Annotated in this window: 14 protein-coding genes and 1 pseudogene; 6 read left to right on the top strand and 9 right to left on the bottom strand. The window is 71.0% G+C overall.

What is annotated here, in order from left to right; translation table 11 throughout:
• Window positions 1-52 precede the first annotated feature (52 nt).
• The 3 genes from ACRAWC_RS05715 to ACRAWC_RS05705 all read left to right on the top strand — a co-directional run bounded on the left by ACRAWC_RS05715 (window position 53) and on the right by ACRAWC_RS05705 (window position 2,008).
• Complete coding sequence (locus ACRAWC_RS05715; protein ID WP_431346884.1) at window positions 53-1,405, top strand: glycosyltransferase 87 family protein; 1,353 nt, start codon at window positions 53-55, stop codon at window positions 1,403-1,405.
• 66 nt (window positions 1,406-1,471) lie between these two features.
• Window positions 1,472-1,798, top strand: a complete 327-nt coding sequence (locus tag ACRAWC_RS05710) for a thiamine-binding protein (RefSeq protein WP_431346883.1) — start codon at window positions 1,472-1,474, stop codon at window positions 1,796-1,798.
• A complete protein-coding gene (locus tag ACRAWC_RS05705; RefSeq protein ID WP_431346882.1) occupies window positions 1,799-2,008 on the top strand; it encodes a hypothetical protein in 210 nt (69 codons plus the stop codon). It abuts the gene before it with no gap.
• 86 nt (window positions 2,009-2,094) lie between these two features.
• Here ACRAWC_RS05705 and ACRAWC_RS05700 read toward each other — a convergent pair whose 3' ends face one another.
• The 6 genes from ACRAWC_RS05700 to metX all read right to left on the bottom strand — a co-directional run bounded on the left by ACRAWC_RS05700 (window position 2,095) and on the right by metX (window position 7,890).
• On the bottom strand, window positions 2,095-3,375 hold the full coding sequence (locus ACRAWC_RS05700; protein WP_431346881.1) for an MFS transporter: 1,281 nt from the start codon (window positions 3,373-3,375) through the stop codon (window positions 2,095-2,097).
• Between the two features lie 139 nt (window positions 3,376-3,514).
• Window positions 3,515-4,150, bottom strand: a complete 636-nt coding sequence (locus tag ACRAWC_RS05695) for a response regulator (protein WP_431349371.1) — start codon at window positions 4,148-4,150, stop codon at window positions 3,515-3,517.
• 66 nt (window positions 4,151-4,216) lie between these two features.
• On the bottom strand, window positions 4,217-4,789 hold the full coding sequence (locus tag ACRAWC_RS05690; protein ID WP_431346880.1) for a hypothetical protein: 573 nt from the start codon (window positions 4,787-4,789) through the stop codon (window positions 4,217-4,219).
• Window positions 4,786-5,505, bottom strand: coding sequence for a hypothetical protein (locus ACRAWC_RS05685; protein WP_431346879.1), 720 nt, complete (start codon window positions 5,503-5,505; stop codon window positions 4,786-4,788). The genes ACRAWC_RS05690 and ACRAWC_RS05685 overlap by 4 nt, the downstream gene beginning before the upstream one ends.
• Entirely contained in the window at window positions 5,502-6,668 is a 1,167-nt protein-coding gene (locus ACRAWC_RS05680) for a sensor histidine kinase (RefSeq protein ID WP_431346878.1), read from the bottom strand. The genes ACRAWC_RS05685 and ACRAWC_RS05680 overlap by 4 nt, the downstream gene beginning before the upstream one ends.
• 16 nt (window positions 6,669-6,684) lie before the next feature.
• Window positions 6,685-7,890, bottom strand: coding sequence for a homoserine O-acetyltransferase MetX (gene metX, locus ACRAWC_RS05675; protein ID WP_431346877.1), 1,206 nt, complete (start codon window positions 7,888-7,890; stop codon window positions 6,685-6,687).
• 122 nt (window positions 7,891-8,012) lie between these two features.
• On the opposite strand from metX, the gene ACRAWC_RS05670 reads away from it, so the two are divergent.
• Both ACRAWC_RS05670 and ACRAWC_RS05665 read left to right on the top strand, forming a co-directional pair.
• Complete coding sequence (locus ACRAWC_RS05670; protein ID WP_431346876.1) at window positions 8,013-8,495, top strand: NfeD family protein; 483 nt, start codon at window positions 8,013-8,015, stop codon at window positions 8,493-8,495.
• Between the two features lie 2 nt (window positions 8,496-8,497).
• Window positions 8,498-9,973: a flotillin family protein gene (locus ACRAWC_RS05665; protein ID WP_431346875.1), complete on the top strand. Its 1,476-nt coding sequence runs from the start codon at window positions 8,498-8,500 to the stop codon at window positions 9,971-9,973.
• Window positions 9,974-9,980: 7 nt separating this feature from the next.
• On the opposite strand, the gene ACRAWC_RS05660 is transcribed toward ACRAWC_RS05665, so the two are convergent.
• Both ACRAWC_RS05660 and ACRAWC_RS05655 read right to left on the bottom strand, forming a co-directional pair.
• Window positions 9,981-10,697 carry a potassium channel family protein gene (locus tag ACRAWC_RS05660; RefSeq protein WP_431346874.1) on the bottom strand — a complete coding sequence of 239 codons (717 nt, stop codon included), beginning with the start codon at window positions 10,695-10,697 and terminating at the stop codon, window positions 9,981-9,983.
• Window positions 10,698-10,711: 14 nt separating this feature from the next.
• Window positions 10,712-11,487: pseudogene (locus ACRAWC_RS05655) on the bottom strand (SDR family oxidoreductase).
• Window positions 11,488-11,618: 131 nt separating this feature from the next.
• Here ACRAWC_RS05655 and ACRAWC_RS05650 point away from each other — a divergent pair.
• Window positions 11,619-12,941, top strand: a complete 1,323-nt coding sequence (locus ACRAWC_RS05650; RefSeq protein ID WP_431346873.1) for a bifunctional o-acetylhomoserine/o-acetylserine sulfhydrylase — start codon at window positions 11,619-11,621, stop codon at window positions 12,939-12,941.
• Window positions 12,942-13,010: 69 nt separating this feature from the next.
• Here ACRAWC_RS05650 and ACRAWC_RS05645 read toward each other — a convergent pair whose 3' ends face one another.
• Window positions 13,011-13,802, bottom strand: coding sequence for a nucleotidyltransferase domain-containing protein (locus tag ACRAWC_RS05645; protein WP_431346872.1), 792 nt, complete (start codon window positions 13,800-13,802; stop codon window positions 13,011-13,013).
• Between the last annotated feature and the right edge of the window lie 3 nt (window positions 13,803-13,805).

Below are 13,805 nucleotides of genomic sequence, written 5' to 3'. Positions count from 1 at the left end.
GCGGCCCTTCCGGGGCGGTGCCCGAAGATGCGGGTCCCATAGGATGACGCCTATGGGGATTGACGCCGCGGGGATGGACGCCGCTCCGGTACCGCTTGCTGCGCCGCACGGGGGATCGGCGGCGACTCTGCGCCGGATCGCGGCCAGCCCGCTGAGCCTGTGGATCGGCTTCCTCGTCGTCCACCTCGTCATCGGCGGCCTCGCGCTCCTGCAGCACACCGGCCTCGGCGACGTGATGTGGGTCTACAAGCCCTGGGCGCAGCTCGCCGCGCAGGGCACCGAGATCGTGGGACTCAACGCGGACTGGGTGTACCCGTTCGGCGCGATCGTTCCGATCATGCTCCCGCTGCTGCTCGGAGAGGACAACTACGTCGGCGGCTGGCTGACCATGGTCATGCTGCTGAACGCGGCGGCCTTCGCCGTGCTCATCGTCGGACGCGAGCCTCGCCGACTCGTCGCCGCCTGGTGGTGGCTGGGCTTCCTGCTGCTCCTCGGTCCGATCGCCATCGGCCGCCTGGACGCCGTCTCCGCCGCGCTCGCCATCATCGGCCTCCTGTGGCTGACCTTCCACGAGCGTGCCGCCGTCGTCGTGCTCACGATCGCCACCTGGATCAAGGTGTGGCCGGCCGCGATCATCGTCGCCGCCGTCATCGCGATGAAGTCGCGCTGGCGGATCGTCGCCACGGGTGCCGTGACCAGTCTCATCATCGTCGCCGTGCCGCTGATCTTCGGCGGCGGGATGCACGTGCTGAGCTTCATCACGACGCAGACCGACCGCGGCATCCAGATCGAGGCGCCGGTCGCCACCTTCTGGATGTGGCAGGCCGCATTCCACGTCCCCGACGCCGTCGTGTACTACGACCGAGACCTGCTGACCTTCCAGGTGACGGGCCAGGGGACGGCGGAGGCCGGGTCGCTGATGAACCCGCTGCTCGCGATCACCGTGCTGGTCGTCGCGCTCATCGGCCTCCGCTCGCTGCGGCGCGGGACGCCGTACACCCGCATTCTGCCGGAGCTGTCGCTGGCGCTCGTCACGGCCTTCATCGCGTTCAACAAGGTCGGGTCGCCGCAGTACATCACCTGGCTCGCCGCCCCGGTCGTGATCGGGCTGGTGTACCAGGGCCGCGGGTTCAAGACGCCGGCGATCCTGGTGCTGATCACCGCGGGGCTGACCCAGGTCATCTACCCGTACCTGTACGACGGACTGCTGGTGCCGTTGCCCGCGATGGTCGCGGTGCTCACGGCGCGCAACCTGATGTACTTCGTGGTCCTCGGCTGGACCATCGGGGCGCTCTGGCGGAAGCGACACCGCGACGAGGCGGCGGGCGACCTGTTGCCGGCGCACGCGTGGCCGTTCCGCGCCGCGCCCGACGCGCACCCGGTGCCGGTGAGCGAAGCGCCGTGACGCCAGCCTTCTAGACTGGCTCGTACGCCGGACGTACCATCCCGGTGCACGACAGAAGGAGGGCTCATGCTGGTCGCATTCTCGGTTGCTCCGAGCGGAGCGGAAGGACCGGAGGGCTCGGTGCACGACGCTGTCGCTGCAGCCGTCCGGATCGTGCGCGAGTCGGGACTGCCGAACCGCACGAACTCGATGTTCACGGAGATCGAGGGCGAGTGGGATGAGGTCTTCGACGTGATCCGCCGCGCGACGGAGGCCGTCGCCGCGTACGGCCCGCGCGTCTCGCTGGTGCTGAAGGCCGACATCCGGCCCGGCCGCACCGGTGAGCTGGAGGGCAAGGTGGAGCGGCTGGAGGCCGCGCTGCGACGAAGCGAGGCGGCGACGGAGGGCGACTAGGTGGACCCGAACCCGCTCCTCACGATCGGCTACTTCGTGCTGCTCTACGGGTGGCCGATCTACCTGCCGGTGCTCGTGCTCGTCGCGGGCACCCTCACGGGCGCCGTGGTCGTCGCCTTCGTCGGCGCCGTCCGCTCGGGCTTCCGCCGGCCGGAGCGTGCCGACGAGGATGTCGACGTCGCCGAGTTCTTCGAGCCCGGCGCGCGCTGACCCTCACGCGCAGGCCGCCGAGGGGCACGTAGACGCCCCTCGGACGCGGTTTCAAGGGCATTGATGTGCCCTTCGGCGGTGTGGCGTCAGTCGATCGGGACGGGGTCGGGACGCTGGGCGTGGACCACGCCGGTGTCGACCCCGCGGCGCATGCGCGAGTGGTCGATGCCGAACGACACGAGCGCGAGGACGATGCCCGCCACGGCGAGGACAGCGCCGACGAGGATCGGCGACAGGTAGCCGAATCCGGCCGCGATGGTCAGGCCGCCGAGGAAGGCGCCGGAGGCGTTCGCGATGTTGAGCGCCGAGTGGTTCAGCGCCGCCGCGATCGACTGGCTGTCGTGGGCGACGTCCATCAGGCGGGTCTGGATCATCGGCGACAGCGCGGAGGCGGCCGCGGCGATCACGAAGACCGAGATCAGGAGGCCGGCGAGGAGCTGCGCGCTGAAGAACAGCGCCGCCAGGCCGGCAAGCATGATGGCGAAGAACGAGAGCATCCCGCGCTCCACGCTGCGGTCGGCCATCCGGCCGCCGAGGAGGTTGCCGACGGTCATCCCGACGCCGATCAGGATCAGGACCAGCGGGACCGCCGACGCGGGCAACCCGGTGACCGTCGTGACCATCGGCGCGACGTACGTGTAGACGGCGAAGAAGCCGCCGAACCCGATCGCGCCGATGAGCAGCGCCAGCCAGACCTGGAGGCGCGTGAACGCCTTCAGCTCGTTGCGCAGCGTGGCTCGCGGGTCGCCCGCCTGCCACGGCACGAGGAGCGCGACGGCGACGAAGGTGAGGGCGAAGATCGCGGCGACGACCAGGTAGGCGATGCGCCAGCCGTGCTGCTGCCCGATCCAGGTGATGAACGGGACGCCGACGACGTTCGCGATGGTGAGGCCGGAGAGCACGAACGCGACGCCCTGGCCGCGCTTGCCCGGTCCCATCAGCTTCGCGGCGACGAGGGAGGCGATGCCGAAGTAGGCGCCGTGCGGCAGCGCTGAGAGGAACCGCGCCACCAGCACGAGGGGGAAGGTCGGGGCCAGCGCCGACAGGATCGTGCCGACGGTGAAGGCGACGAGCAGCCAGAGAAGCAGCTTCTTGCGCGGCCAGCGCGCGGCGACCGCGGCGATGGTCGGCGCCCCGACGACGACGCCCAGCGCGTACGCCGAGATGATCCAGCCGGCCTGCGCGTTCGCGGCGGTGGGGGAGGCCGCGTACAGCCGGGGCAGAAGGTCGTGGGCGATGTTCGGCAGCAGGCCCATCGCGACGAATTCGGTCGAGCCGATGCCGAAGCCGCCGAGGGCGAGCGCGAGGAGCGCAAGACGAGTACGGGCCGACGACAACGTCGTCGGCCCGTCGATAACCGGGTTCACCGTGACAGTCTATCGAATCGTTTCGACTGTGACGTTTCAGTCGCGTTACCAGGCGCTGAACACGCCAGAGGGGTCGCAACATGCCGTTTCCTAACGGGCCAAACGGCGTGTTGCGGCCCCTCTGGGCGGGGGTTGAAGGTCAGTCGTTCTGCAGGAGGATGCCGTCTTGGATGGCGCGCTTACGCAGCGCGACCTTCGTACCGACGTCGTAGCCGGCCACGCGGTACTTCTCGCGGATGCGCTTGAGGTAGCTCTTGGCGGTCTCGTCCGAGATGCCGAGCTGGAAGGCCACGGCCTTCACCGGCTCGCCCGCGCCGTACAGCGCCATCACACGACGCTCCTGCGCGCTCAGCTTGGGCGCCCCGCCCAGCTCGCCCGCGTTGAGCGCGAGGTCCAGCTCGGCGGAGATGAAGGACTCTCCCTTGCTGGCGGCGCGGATGGCCTCCACGATCATCTCGGCGTCCTCGCTCTTCACGAGGTAGCCGAGGGCGCCGGCGGCCAGCGCCTCGCGCACGACGGCCGGCTCGGAGTACGTGCTCATCAGCACGGTGCGCACGCCCGTCGTCTTCAGCGTCGACAGCTTCAGCGAGATCGGGATGTTGTCCTTGAGGTCGAGGTCGAGCAGCACGACGTCCACCGGGAACTCGGGGTGCGTCAGCAGCTCGGGCCAGCTGGCGACGGCCGCTACCATGCGGATGTCGTCCGCCGCCCCGCGGATCCACTCGGTGAGTGCGCCGAGGAGCATCTTGTGATCGTCGACGATGGCGATCCTGATGGGGGAGTCTCGCTCATGAGCAGCCCTTTCTACCGGTGGACCGGTCTTCCTGGTTGGCCGGCTGGGTCAGGTCAGCTCGGCCGTCGTGTCGCTCACGGTGGTGATCTCGATGCGGAGAGCCGAATCGCTGAACGACTCGGCGTGACGTCCCACCTTACGGATAGCTTGCCACGCCGCGGGGTCTACCCCGTTTCGCGGCACACCGGTGGTCGTGATCACGATCCCCATTGTGGCACCGGTCGCCACGGCCGACCCGGCGGCGACCTGCGGCCCGGCGGCGCGCACGATGTCCAGGGTGAGACTGCGGGCCTGTCCGGCGCCGGAGCGCACCGGGTCGCTGATGATCAGCCACACCGCGGTGAGGAGGCCGTCGCGCTGGTCGCGGGTGAGGCCGGCCGCGAGACCGTCCGGGTCGGTGAGCGTCACCGTCGGGCCGAGCAGCGCGGACTCCGTGACGGCGTGGTACAGCCAGGTCTCCTTACGGCCCTGGATCAGGTGCAGGCGCAGCTCGGTGGCGATCGAGGCCGCCTGGTCCGCGGTCGTCTCGTCGAGCGGGAGGGCGGTGCGGCCGGTCGCGACGCCGTCGAGCAGCCGCTCGGCAGCCAGGTCGAGCCGGGCGAGCTCCTCCGAGGCCATCATCCCGACCGCGTAGCCGGGGAGGAGACCGTGCTCTGCACCTGCACGAGGTCCAGCTCCAGTTGGACCAGGGTGCTGAGCGAGCGGATGATCTCGACGCCGACGAGCGGAGGGGCGACCGCGATCGCCACGGTCGCGATGCCGGGCCCGAGCATCTGGATGTCGCCGAACGACCGCAGCAGCAGGACGACCGCGAGGGTCACCCCGAGCACCGCCGTCGCGGCCAGGATGTCGCGGGCCGGCCGCACCGGCACGCACAGCAGCAGGGCGGGCCCGACCGAAGCCGCCGCGGTGAGCGGGAGCCAGTGCGCAGGGGACGTCGTGCCGAGGATGTCGAGCACGACGACCGCCGCCCACAGCACGAGCGCGACGCCGAACAGCCAGTCCGGAAGCAGGTCGGGCAGGCGGAAGCGGAGGACGAGAGCGGTCACCAGGGTGGCGAACAGCACGGCCCACGCGGCGATGCTGAGCGGCAGGGCCGGATAGTACGGCGCGGTGATGACCATGATCGCGAACAGGAACGCGATCAGCGCGATGGAGGCGACGTTGAAGCCGAGATCGAGCCGGGCCCGCCCGAGGGCGTCGCGCTCCTGGCGGCCGCGCGGGAGCGACGCGGCTCCCAGCGTGGCGGTGCCGGACGTGCCGGGCTTCGACGCGCCGGGCACGCGGCCGCCCAGGATCCCGCGGGAGATCGGGATGGTGCGATCGTTCCTGGTCACTTCGGCACCTCCAGCACCACGGTGGTCCCGCTGCCCGGCGACGAGAACAGTCGGGCGTTGCCGCCGACATCGCGCAGCCGGGCGACGATCGACTCGGTGAAGCCCAGCCGGCCCTCCTCGATGCTCGCGACGTCGAAGCCCTTGCCCGCGTCGGTGACCATCGCGCGCACGGTGGTCTCGTCGTCGGTGATGGTCACGTGGGCCTCGTTGACGCCGGAGTGCCTGCGCACGTTCTCCAGGCACTCGCCGAGCGCCAGCAGGAACGAGTCGAGCACGTCGCTCGGAAGCAGAACCTGCCCCTGGCCGTGCCAGTTGACCTCCAGCCCCATCCGGCGGAAGCGCTGCTTGACCGACTCCAGCGTGTTGCCGAGGGTGGACTCCTCGACGGGCTTCAGCCGGTAGTCGCCGGAGCGCGTCGGGTCGGGGGTGAAGCCGAGCCGGAGCTGGCGGAGCAGCGCCGCGTCCTCAGCGGCCTGCTCGCGCAGCGCGCCGACGCCGACACCGACGCCGGAGTGGGCGAGCAGGGTGAGAGTGGCGAGCACCGTGTCGTGCAGCAGGCGCGCGCCCTGGCGGCGGCGCGCCTCCGTCTCGCTGGCCTGGCGCTCGACGCGGTAGGCGCGGCTCATGGTCGAGATGCGCTTGAGTGCGCGCGGCACGGTGCGGGACAGCCAGACGCCGGTCGCGGTCAGGGCGACCCAGCCCGCGGCGATGAAGATCAGGATCTCCAGCAGCCGTGACCCGGTGGCGAGCAGCGTGAGCACTGCCGCACCGATGGTCGCCGCTCCCGCCACGACGGCCAGCACCGTGCGCGTGCGGGACGTCGGCCCGATCACCGCCACGCTGGCGATGCCCACCGCGCCGACGACGCCGATGGTGGTGACCGCCGACGGACCGAGCGAGGTCTGGGGGAGCAGGTGCAGGAGCATGAGGCCGAGCCCGGCGACCACGGTCACGCACATCCAGACCGTGAGGCGGCCCAATGCGACGAACTGGAACTGGGCGACGCCCATGCAGGCCAGCAGGACGAGCGACGCGAAGTAGAGCGGAAGCGGTATCGTGCCGGGGACGCTCAGGGTGAGCAGCGTCGTCGCCGTGGCGGTGAGGCCGACGGTGCGGGCGGTGGTGGCGAGCAGCCGATCACGCTCCTTCTGGATGCGCGACATGCCCCTCCGTTCCCCTCTACGCCGCGAACAGCCTCCTGAGCTGCTCGCTGACGGCGTCGTCCTCGATCAGGAATCCGTCGTGACCGAAGTCGGAGCGGATCACCACCGGCAGCCTACCGTCGATCGTCTCAGGGAGGTGGGAGGCGATGAGCTCCTGACCCTCCAGGGGGAAGAGCCGGTCGCTGTCTATCCCGACCACGAGGGTGCGCGCCGTCACGCGTGAGAGCGCGGCCGCGAGTCCGCCGCGACCGCGGCCCACATCGTGCGAATTCATCGCCTCGACCAGGGTCAGGTAGCTGTTGGCGTCGAAACGGCGGGTGAACTTGTTGCCGTGGAAGTCGAGGTACGACTCGACCGCGAACCGGCCGCCGCCGCCGAGCGGGCTGATCCCGCTCTGCCAGGCGCGCTCGAACCGTTCGTTCAGCTCGGACGGGCTGCGGTAGTTCAGCAGGGCCATCCGCCGGGCGAGCGCCAGACCGCGGTGCGGCCCCTCGCCGTCCTTCTCGTCGTAGTAGTACCCGCCGTGGAACAGCGGGTCGGTGCGCACCGCCTCGATCTGCACCGAGTTGAGCGCGATCTGGTCGGCGGTGGAGAACGGGGGCGCGGCGATGACGGCGAGCCGCTCGACGCGTTCCGGGAACGTCACGGCCCACTCCAGCGCCTGCATGCCGCCCATCGAGCCGCCGACGACGGCGGCCCAGCGGTCCACGCCGATCGCATCGGAGAACGCGGCCTGCGCGTTCACCTGGTCGCGGATGGTCGTGAAGGGGAACCGCGGCCCCCACTCGGCGCCGTCCGGCGCGATCGAGGCCGGCCCGGTGGTGCCCTGGCAACCGCCCAGCATGTTCGGGACGACGACGAACCAGCGGTCGGTGTCGATCGCCTTGCCTGGACCGATGATGCCCTGCCACCAGCCGGCGGTGGGGTGCCCGGGCCCGTTGGCGCCGACGGCGTGGCTGTCGCCGGTGAGGGCGTGCAGCACGAGGACCGCGTTGTCGCGGGCCTCCGACAGCTCGCCCCAGGTCTCGTAGGCGACCCGCACGAACGGGAGGCTCTCGCCGCTCTCGAACGCGAACGCGCCGATCCCGGCGAACGAACGGCCGCCGGCGGGGTCGGACTCCTTCCAGGCCCCGCTCGCCGCGGGCTTGCCGAGCAGCGACCGCGCCTGAGCCTCCGTGATGAAGCTCGAGGGTGCCGTGTCCGCCGAGGTCTGCCACTCCATGTCGCCCATTCTCCCGGAGCCGAGGCGCGCACGGCGCAGTGTTACGGCTCCGGCGCGGTGGTGAGCCGTCGCGCTCTATGAGAAGATGCCAGATACGGAATGTTTCGACGGACGGAGGGTTCGTGCTCGTCTTCATCGTCATCGGCGTCGCCGGACTCGTCGTCCTGCTCGTCTCGATGCTCTTCGGCGAGCTCTTCGACCTCCTCGACGGCGCACTGTCCGGCACCGGCCTCGGCGCCGGGCTCACCCTGTTCGGCGCGTCGGGGGTGCTCGCCCTCGCCAACGGCTGGCCGGGCGGGGCCGCTTACCTGATCGCCGCGGTCGCCGGCATCCTCACGCTCGCCGGTGTGCAGCTCCTGGTCCGCCGCTTCGTGCGGAGCGAGGACGGCGCCCCGAGCGACCCGGCCGGCATGACCGGTGTCGCGCGCACGACGGTCACGAGGTCCGGGGGCGAGGTGAGCCTCGACGGTCCGTATGAGGTCGAGGCCAGGCTCGCCACCAGCGACGTCGACATCCCGGGCGGCACCCCGATCCGCGTCGTCGCGGCGAACGGTGCGCGCGTCCGCGTCGAACCACTCGACTCCTCCCTCCACCGAAAGGACTGATCGTGGACTCCTCCCTCCTCGGGATCATCGCGGGCGGTGCGATCCTCATCGCCGCGCTCGCCGTCTTCCTGTTCATCGCGGGCCGCATCCGGCGCGTCGCGCCCAACGAGGCCCTCGTCATCGTCGGCCGAGGCGCCGGCAGCCGCGCCGCCGCCGGCGAGCCGGACGGCGGCCAGCGCGTCGTGATCGGCGGCCGGGTGTTCATCTGGCCGATCCTGCAGCAGGGCTTCCCCATCTCGCTGGAGCAGCGGCAGATCGGGATCGTCGTGGAGGGCGTCGACGCCAACTTCATCAAGCTGGCGATCCAGGCCAGCGTCAACTTCAAGGTCTCCGGCACGCCGGAGGGCGTCCGCCGCGCCGCCCAGCGGTTCCTCTCCCAGCAGAACTCGCTGACGGAGATCATCCAGCAGTCCCTCGAGGGCTCGCTGCGCTCGATCATCGGCAACATGCCGGTCACCGAGATCATCTCGAATCGCAACGCGCTGTCCGAGGCGGTCGTCGAGGCGACGAAGGTGGACCTCGCCGAGCAGGGCCTCCAGGTCGACCTGCTCAACATCTCCGACATCTCCACGCCCGGCACGAACTACCTCGCCGACCTCGGGCGTGCGGAGGCGGCGCTCGCCAAGCAGAACGCCGAGATCAAGGAGGCCGAGACCGCCCGCGCCAGCGAGTTCGCGCGGATCGACGCGGCCGAGCAGATCGCCGAGCGGCAGAAGGCGCTCAGCCTCAAGCAGGCGTCGATCAAGGCCGAGACGGACCGCGCGAACGCCGAAGCGGACGCCGCCGGCCAGCTCGCGACCGCGGAACAGGATCGCATCGTCGCGGCGCAGGAGCGCGACGCCCTCGCGGAGAAGGCCAAAGTCGAGCAGGAGCGCCTCGATATCGAGGTGCGCAAGCCCGCGGAGGCGGACGCCTACGCGACCGTTCAGCGCGCCCAGGCCGAGCGCGACGCCGCGAACGCCGCGACCGAGGCGGACGCGTTCAAGCGCAGCACCATCGCCGAGGCGAACAAGGTCGCCGCCGTGCAGGACGCCCAGGCCGCGGCGGAGGCCGTCCGACTCGCCGGCGACGCCGAACGCGACCGGCAGATCGCCCTCGCCGACGGTGTGCGCGCCGACGGGGAGGCCCGTGCGGCCGCGATCGAGGCGGAGGGCCTGGCCGAGGCGCGGGCGACAGACGCCAAGGCCGAGGCGCTGCGCAAGTTCGGCGAGGCGGGCCTCGCCTCCGAGATCATCCAGCGCCTCCCGGAGATCACGCGTGCCGTCGCGGAGCCGCTCGGCAACATCGACTCGCTGACCGTGATCAGCACGGAGGGCGCCTCCGCGGTGACGAAGACCATCGGGCAGGTGGCGAGCGAAGTGCCCAAGGTCGTCAAGGATCTGACCGGACTCGACCTCGGCGCCGTGCTCGGGTCGCTCACCGGCAGCGCGCTGGCCGGCGCGGCCGGTCCGGCCGGCCCGGCCCCCGCCGAGCGCTGAGGGCCCCTCAGGCGCGCTCGTCGTCGTGCGGGTCGGGGTCCTCGACGGGCCTCGGCCCGTCCGTCGTCCCGTGCTCGCGCGCGCGGCGCTCCCTGGCCTGCTGGGTCTGCTCGTTCAGGTAGTTGACGATGGTGGCGCTCGCGGTGCCGACGATCGCGATGCCGCCGATCATCAGCACGATGGCGAGCAGGCGTCCGGTCACGGTGACCGGGTAGTAGTCGCCGTAGCCGACGGTCGCCATCGTCACGCACGCCCACCAGAGCGAGTCGCCGAACGAGCGGATGTTCGATCCCGGTGCGTAGCGCTCGACCTGGTAGACCGCGAGCGAGATCGTGTAGATGAACATCAGCACGAACGTGCCCGCGACGATCACGATGCGCCGGCGCAGGTGGCTCCCGCTGCCGCCACGGAGGCTCGGGATGCGGAACAGGTCCCCGATCAGCCGGAACGGCCGCGCGACAGGGATCAGCACCGACAACAGGTCGATCACGTTGCGCCGGACGAACAGGCGTTTGTCCTCCGCGAGGACGAGCCGGACGACGTAATCGACCAGGAAGGCCACCCAGATCAGCGCGAGCAGCGCGATGAGGGTCCCGTAGAGCAGCCGCCCCATGCCCGGCTGGAGCACGGTCCACGAGTAGGCGACGAGGAAGGCGACGCTCGCGACGACGCCCGGCCACACCGTGGCCGCCTCCCAGCGCCTGCGCTTCGCGTCGTCCGCCATCGACAGTCCGCCCGTCAGTCCTTGACCGTCAGCTCGCCCTTGGCGAAGCGGTACGAGGCCGCCTGCGCCACCGGCTTGACCACGATCAGGTCGAGGTCCACGTGCCGCGGCAACTCGAGCGCGTGCACGATCGTCTCGGCCACGTCCTCGGCGGTCAGCGGCTCCGGCACGTCCTCGTAGACGGCGTCGCGCTTCTCGCGGTCGCCGCCGAAACGGACCAGCGAGAACTCCTCGGTCGCGACCATGCCGGGGGCGACCTCCACCACCCGGATGGGCTCGCCGTTCAGCTCCAGGCGCAACACCTCGGTGAGAGCGTGCTCGGCGAACTTCGCCGCGTTGTACCCGCCGCCGCCGACGTAGGCGTTGAGACCGGCGATGGAGGTCAGGTTGAGGATGTCGGCGTGGCCGGTGTCCCGGGCGCCGTCGCGCAGCAGCGGCAGCAGCGCGCTGATCACCCGCTTGGTGCCGATGACGTTGATCTCGTACATCCAGACCCAGTCGTCGACGCTGGAAGCCTCCACGGAGTCGAGCCCCTGGCGCCCCCGGCGTTGTTGACGAGTGCGTGGATCGGGCCGGTCGAGGCGAGGTGGTCGCGCAGCGCGTCCACGTCCTCTTGGCTGGTCAGGTCGGCGGCGAAGACCTCGGCGCCGGTCTCGGCCGCGAGCTCGTCCAGGCGCTCCTGGCGGCGGGCGACGCCCACGACCGCCCAGCCCCGCTGCCGGAACAGGCGGACCGTCGCCGCCCCGATCCCCGAACTCGCTCCCGTCACGACCACACGTCTGCTGCTCATGCTGCCTATTCTCACGGGTTACGGCATGTTTCGGGCACGTTGCCCACGCGCGGCCGCGAGTCTAGCGTGTGAGCGACCACCCAACGGTGCCATCCACCCGCAGGCCATCACCCGAACAAGGAGCTCAAGCCATGACCGACGCCGCCGACTGGCAGTTCGAGACCAAGCAGATCCACAGCGGCGCCGCGCCGGACCCCGTGACCAACGCACGCGCGACCCCGATCTACCAGACGACCTCCTACGTCTTCAACAACGCCCAGCACGCCAAGAACCTGTTCGCGCTCGCCGAGTTCGGCAACATCTACACCCGCATCCAGAACCCGACCCAGGCGGTCGTCGAGGAGCGCGTCGCCGCGCTCGAAGGGGGCACCGGCGCCCTTCTCGTCGCCTCGGGCCAGGCTGCGGAGACCTTCGCGGTGCTGAACATCGCGCAGGCCGGCGACCACATCGTGTCCTCCAGCTCGATCTACGGCGGCACCTACAACCTGTTCAAGTACACGCTCGCGAAGCTCGGCATCGAGACCACGTTCGTGGAGAACCAGGACGACGCCGAGGAGTGGCGCCGCGCGGTCCGGCCGAACACCAAGCTGTTCTTCGCGGAGACCATCGGCAACCCGAAGATCAACATCCTCGACATCGCGCTCGTCGCCGACGTGGCGCACGAGTCCGGCGTCCCGCTGATCGTGGACAACACCATCGCGACCCCGTACCTGATCCGCCCGTTCGAGCACGGCGCCGACATCATCGTGCACTCGGCCACCAAGTTCCTCGGCGGCCACGGCACCGTCATCGGCGGCGTCATCGTGGACGGCGGGAAGTTCGAGTGGTCGAAGAACGCCGACAAGTTCCCTGGCCTGACCCAGCCGGACCCGTCGTACCACGGCGCCGTCTACACGGCAGCGGTCGGCGACGGCCTCGCCTACATCATCAAGGCCCGCGTCCAGCTCCTCCGCGACCTCGGCGCGGCGATCGCGCCGGCCAGCGCCTGGCAGCTCATCCAGGGCATCGAGACCCTCTCGCTGCGCGTCGAGCGGCACACCCAGAATGCGCAGGAGATCGCGGAGTTCCTGGAGGCCCACTCGGACGTGGCGACGGTCAACTACTCCGGCCTGCCCACCAGCCCGTGGTACGCCGCCGCGAACCGGTACGCCCCGAAGGGCGTCGGCGCTGTGCTCTCGTTCGAGCTCAAGGGCGGCGTGGACGCCGGCGCCGCCCTGGTGGACAACCTGTCGTTGTTCAGCCACCTCGCCAACATCGGCGACGTGCGCAGCCTGGTCATCCACCCGGCCTCGACCACGCACTCCCAGCTCACCCCGGAGCAGCAGCTCACCGCCGGCGTCACGCCCGGCCTGGTGCGCCTCTCGGTCGGCCTGGAGAACATCGACGACCTGAAGGCCGACCTGACGGCCGGTCTCGCCGCGGCGCGCGCCGTCGTGGAGGCCGCGCGGGTCTGACCCGTTCCGCACGCAGAACCGCCGCGATCCGCACTGGTCGCGGCGCTTCTGCGCGTTCGGGCCGACGCCTCAGCCCCGCGCCACCTCCACGCACTTCCGCAGCAGCGCGATGGCCTCCCGTGCGTCGGCCGTGACGAAGGTCTGGCGCTCGCCCGCGCGGTCGCGCACGGCGCGGTCGAGCAGCTCGGCGTGCTCCGGCCAGCGGGCCGCGGCCGCCCGGGCCGCGGCGGTCTTGGAGACGATGCGGCCGGACTCCATCGTCTCCACCAGGCGGATCGGGCTGAGGGCGAGCCAGCGGACGGTCTCCGGGCGCACCGGGTCGCCGGGCTCGCGGTCGGCGAGTTCGGCCTCCGCGCTGTCGCCGACCGGCGCCCAGAAGTCGACGAGGTCGGTGCGGGCGCGCGTCCCCACGTGCGTCGCGGTGTCCGGGTGCCGGTCCGCGGTCGGCGTCCAGATCACATCGCCGCCGTCCACCACGCCCTGCACGCCGTCCTCCAGCTCCAGCCAGGTCGCCCAGCTCAGGCTGCCGCCGGCGAGGGCACTCAGCAGCACGCCCTCCACCACCTGCGGTGCGGTCTCCACCAGGTCGGGGCCGCGCGCGATCTCCGACTCGGTGAGGTAGACGCCGTCGATGTGCGGCGACGACTCCGCGTGGAGGGGCGCGAGTGCCGGGAGGTCGTCCACCGGGTCTCGCGTGACGACGAACACCACGTCGATGTCGCTGACGCCGTCGTGCCAGTCGCCGGTCGCGGCGGATCCGGTGACGACCGCGCGGCTGACCAGGCCGGGCGCGCGGCGCCGTTGCTCGAGAAGGAACCGGGTGAGTGCCTCGCCGACCTGCGGCGGTAGTTGAGCGTCCATGAT

It is taken from the genome of Leifsonia sp. L25, from assembly GCF_050632895.1.
The sequence above is the reverse complement of the archived record's forward strand: the minus strand, read 5'-3'. Positions and strand labels throughout refer to the sequence as shown.

Coding starts and splice junctions, on each gene's coding strand:
- ACRAWC_RS05715 (WP_431346884.1), top strand. CDS start 53: ATGGGGATTGACGCCGCGGGGATGGACGCCGCTCCGGTACCGCTTGCT.
- ACRAWC_RS05710 (WP_431346883.1), top strand. CDS start 1,472: ATGCTGGTCGCATTCTCGGTTGCTCCGAGCGGAGCGGAAGGACCGGAG.
- ACRAWC_RS05690 (WP_431346880.1), bottom strand. CDS start 4,789: ATGATGGCCTCGGAGGAGCTCGCCCGGCTCGACCTGGCTGCCGAGCGG.
- ACRAWC_RS05680 (WP_431346878.1), bottom strand. CDS start 6,668: ATGTCGCGCATCCAGAAGGAGCGTGATCGGCTGCTCGCCACCACCGCC.
- metX (WP_431346877.1), bottom strand. CDS start 7,890: ATGGAGTGGCAGACCTCGGCGGACACGGCACCCTCGAGCTTCATCACG.
- ACRAWC_RS05660 (WP_431346874.1), bottom strand. CDS start 10,697: ATGGCGGACGACGCGAAGCGCAGGCGCTGGGAGGCGGCCACGGTGTGG.
- ACRAWC_RS05650 (WP_431346873.1), top strand. CDS start 11,619: ATGACCGACGCCGCCGACTGGCAGTTCGAGACCAAGCAGATCCACAGC.
- ACRAWC_RS05645 (WP_431346872.1), bottom strand. CDS start 13,802: ATGGACGCTCAACTACCGCCGCAGGTCGGCGAGGCACTCACCCGGTTC.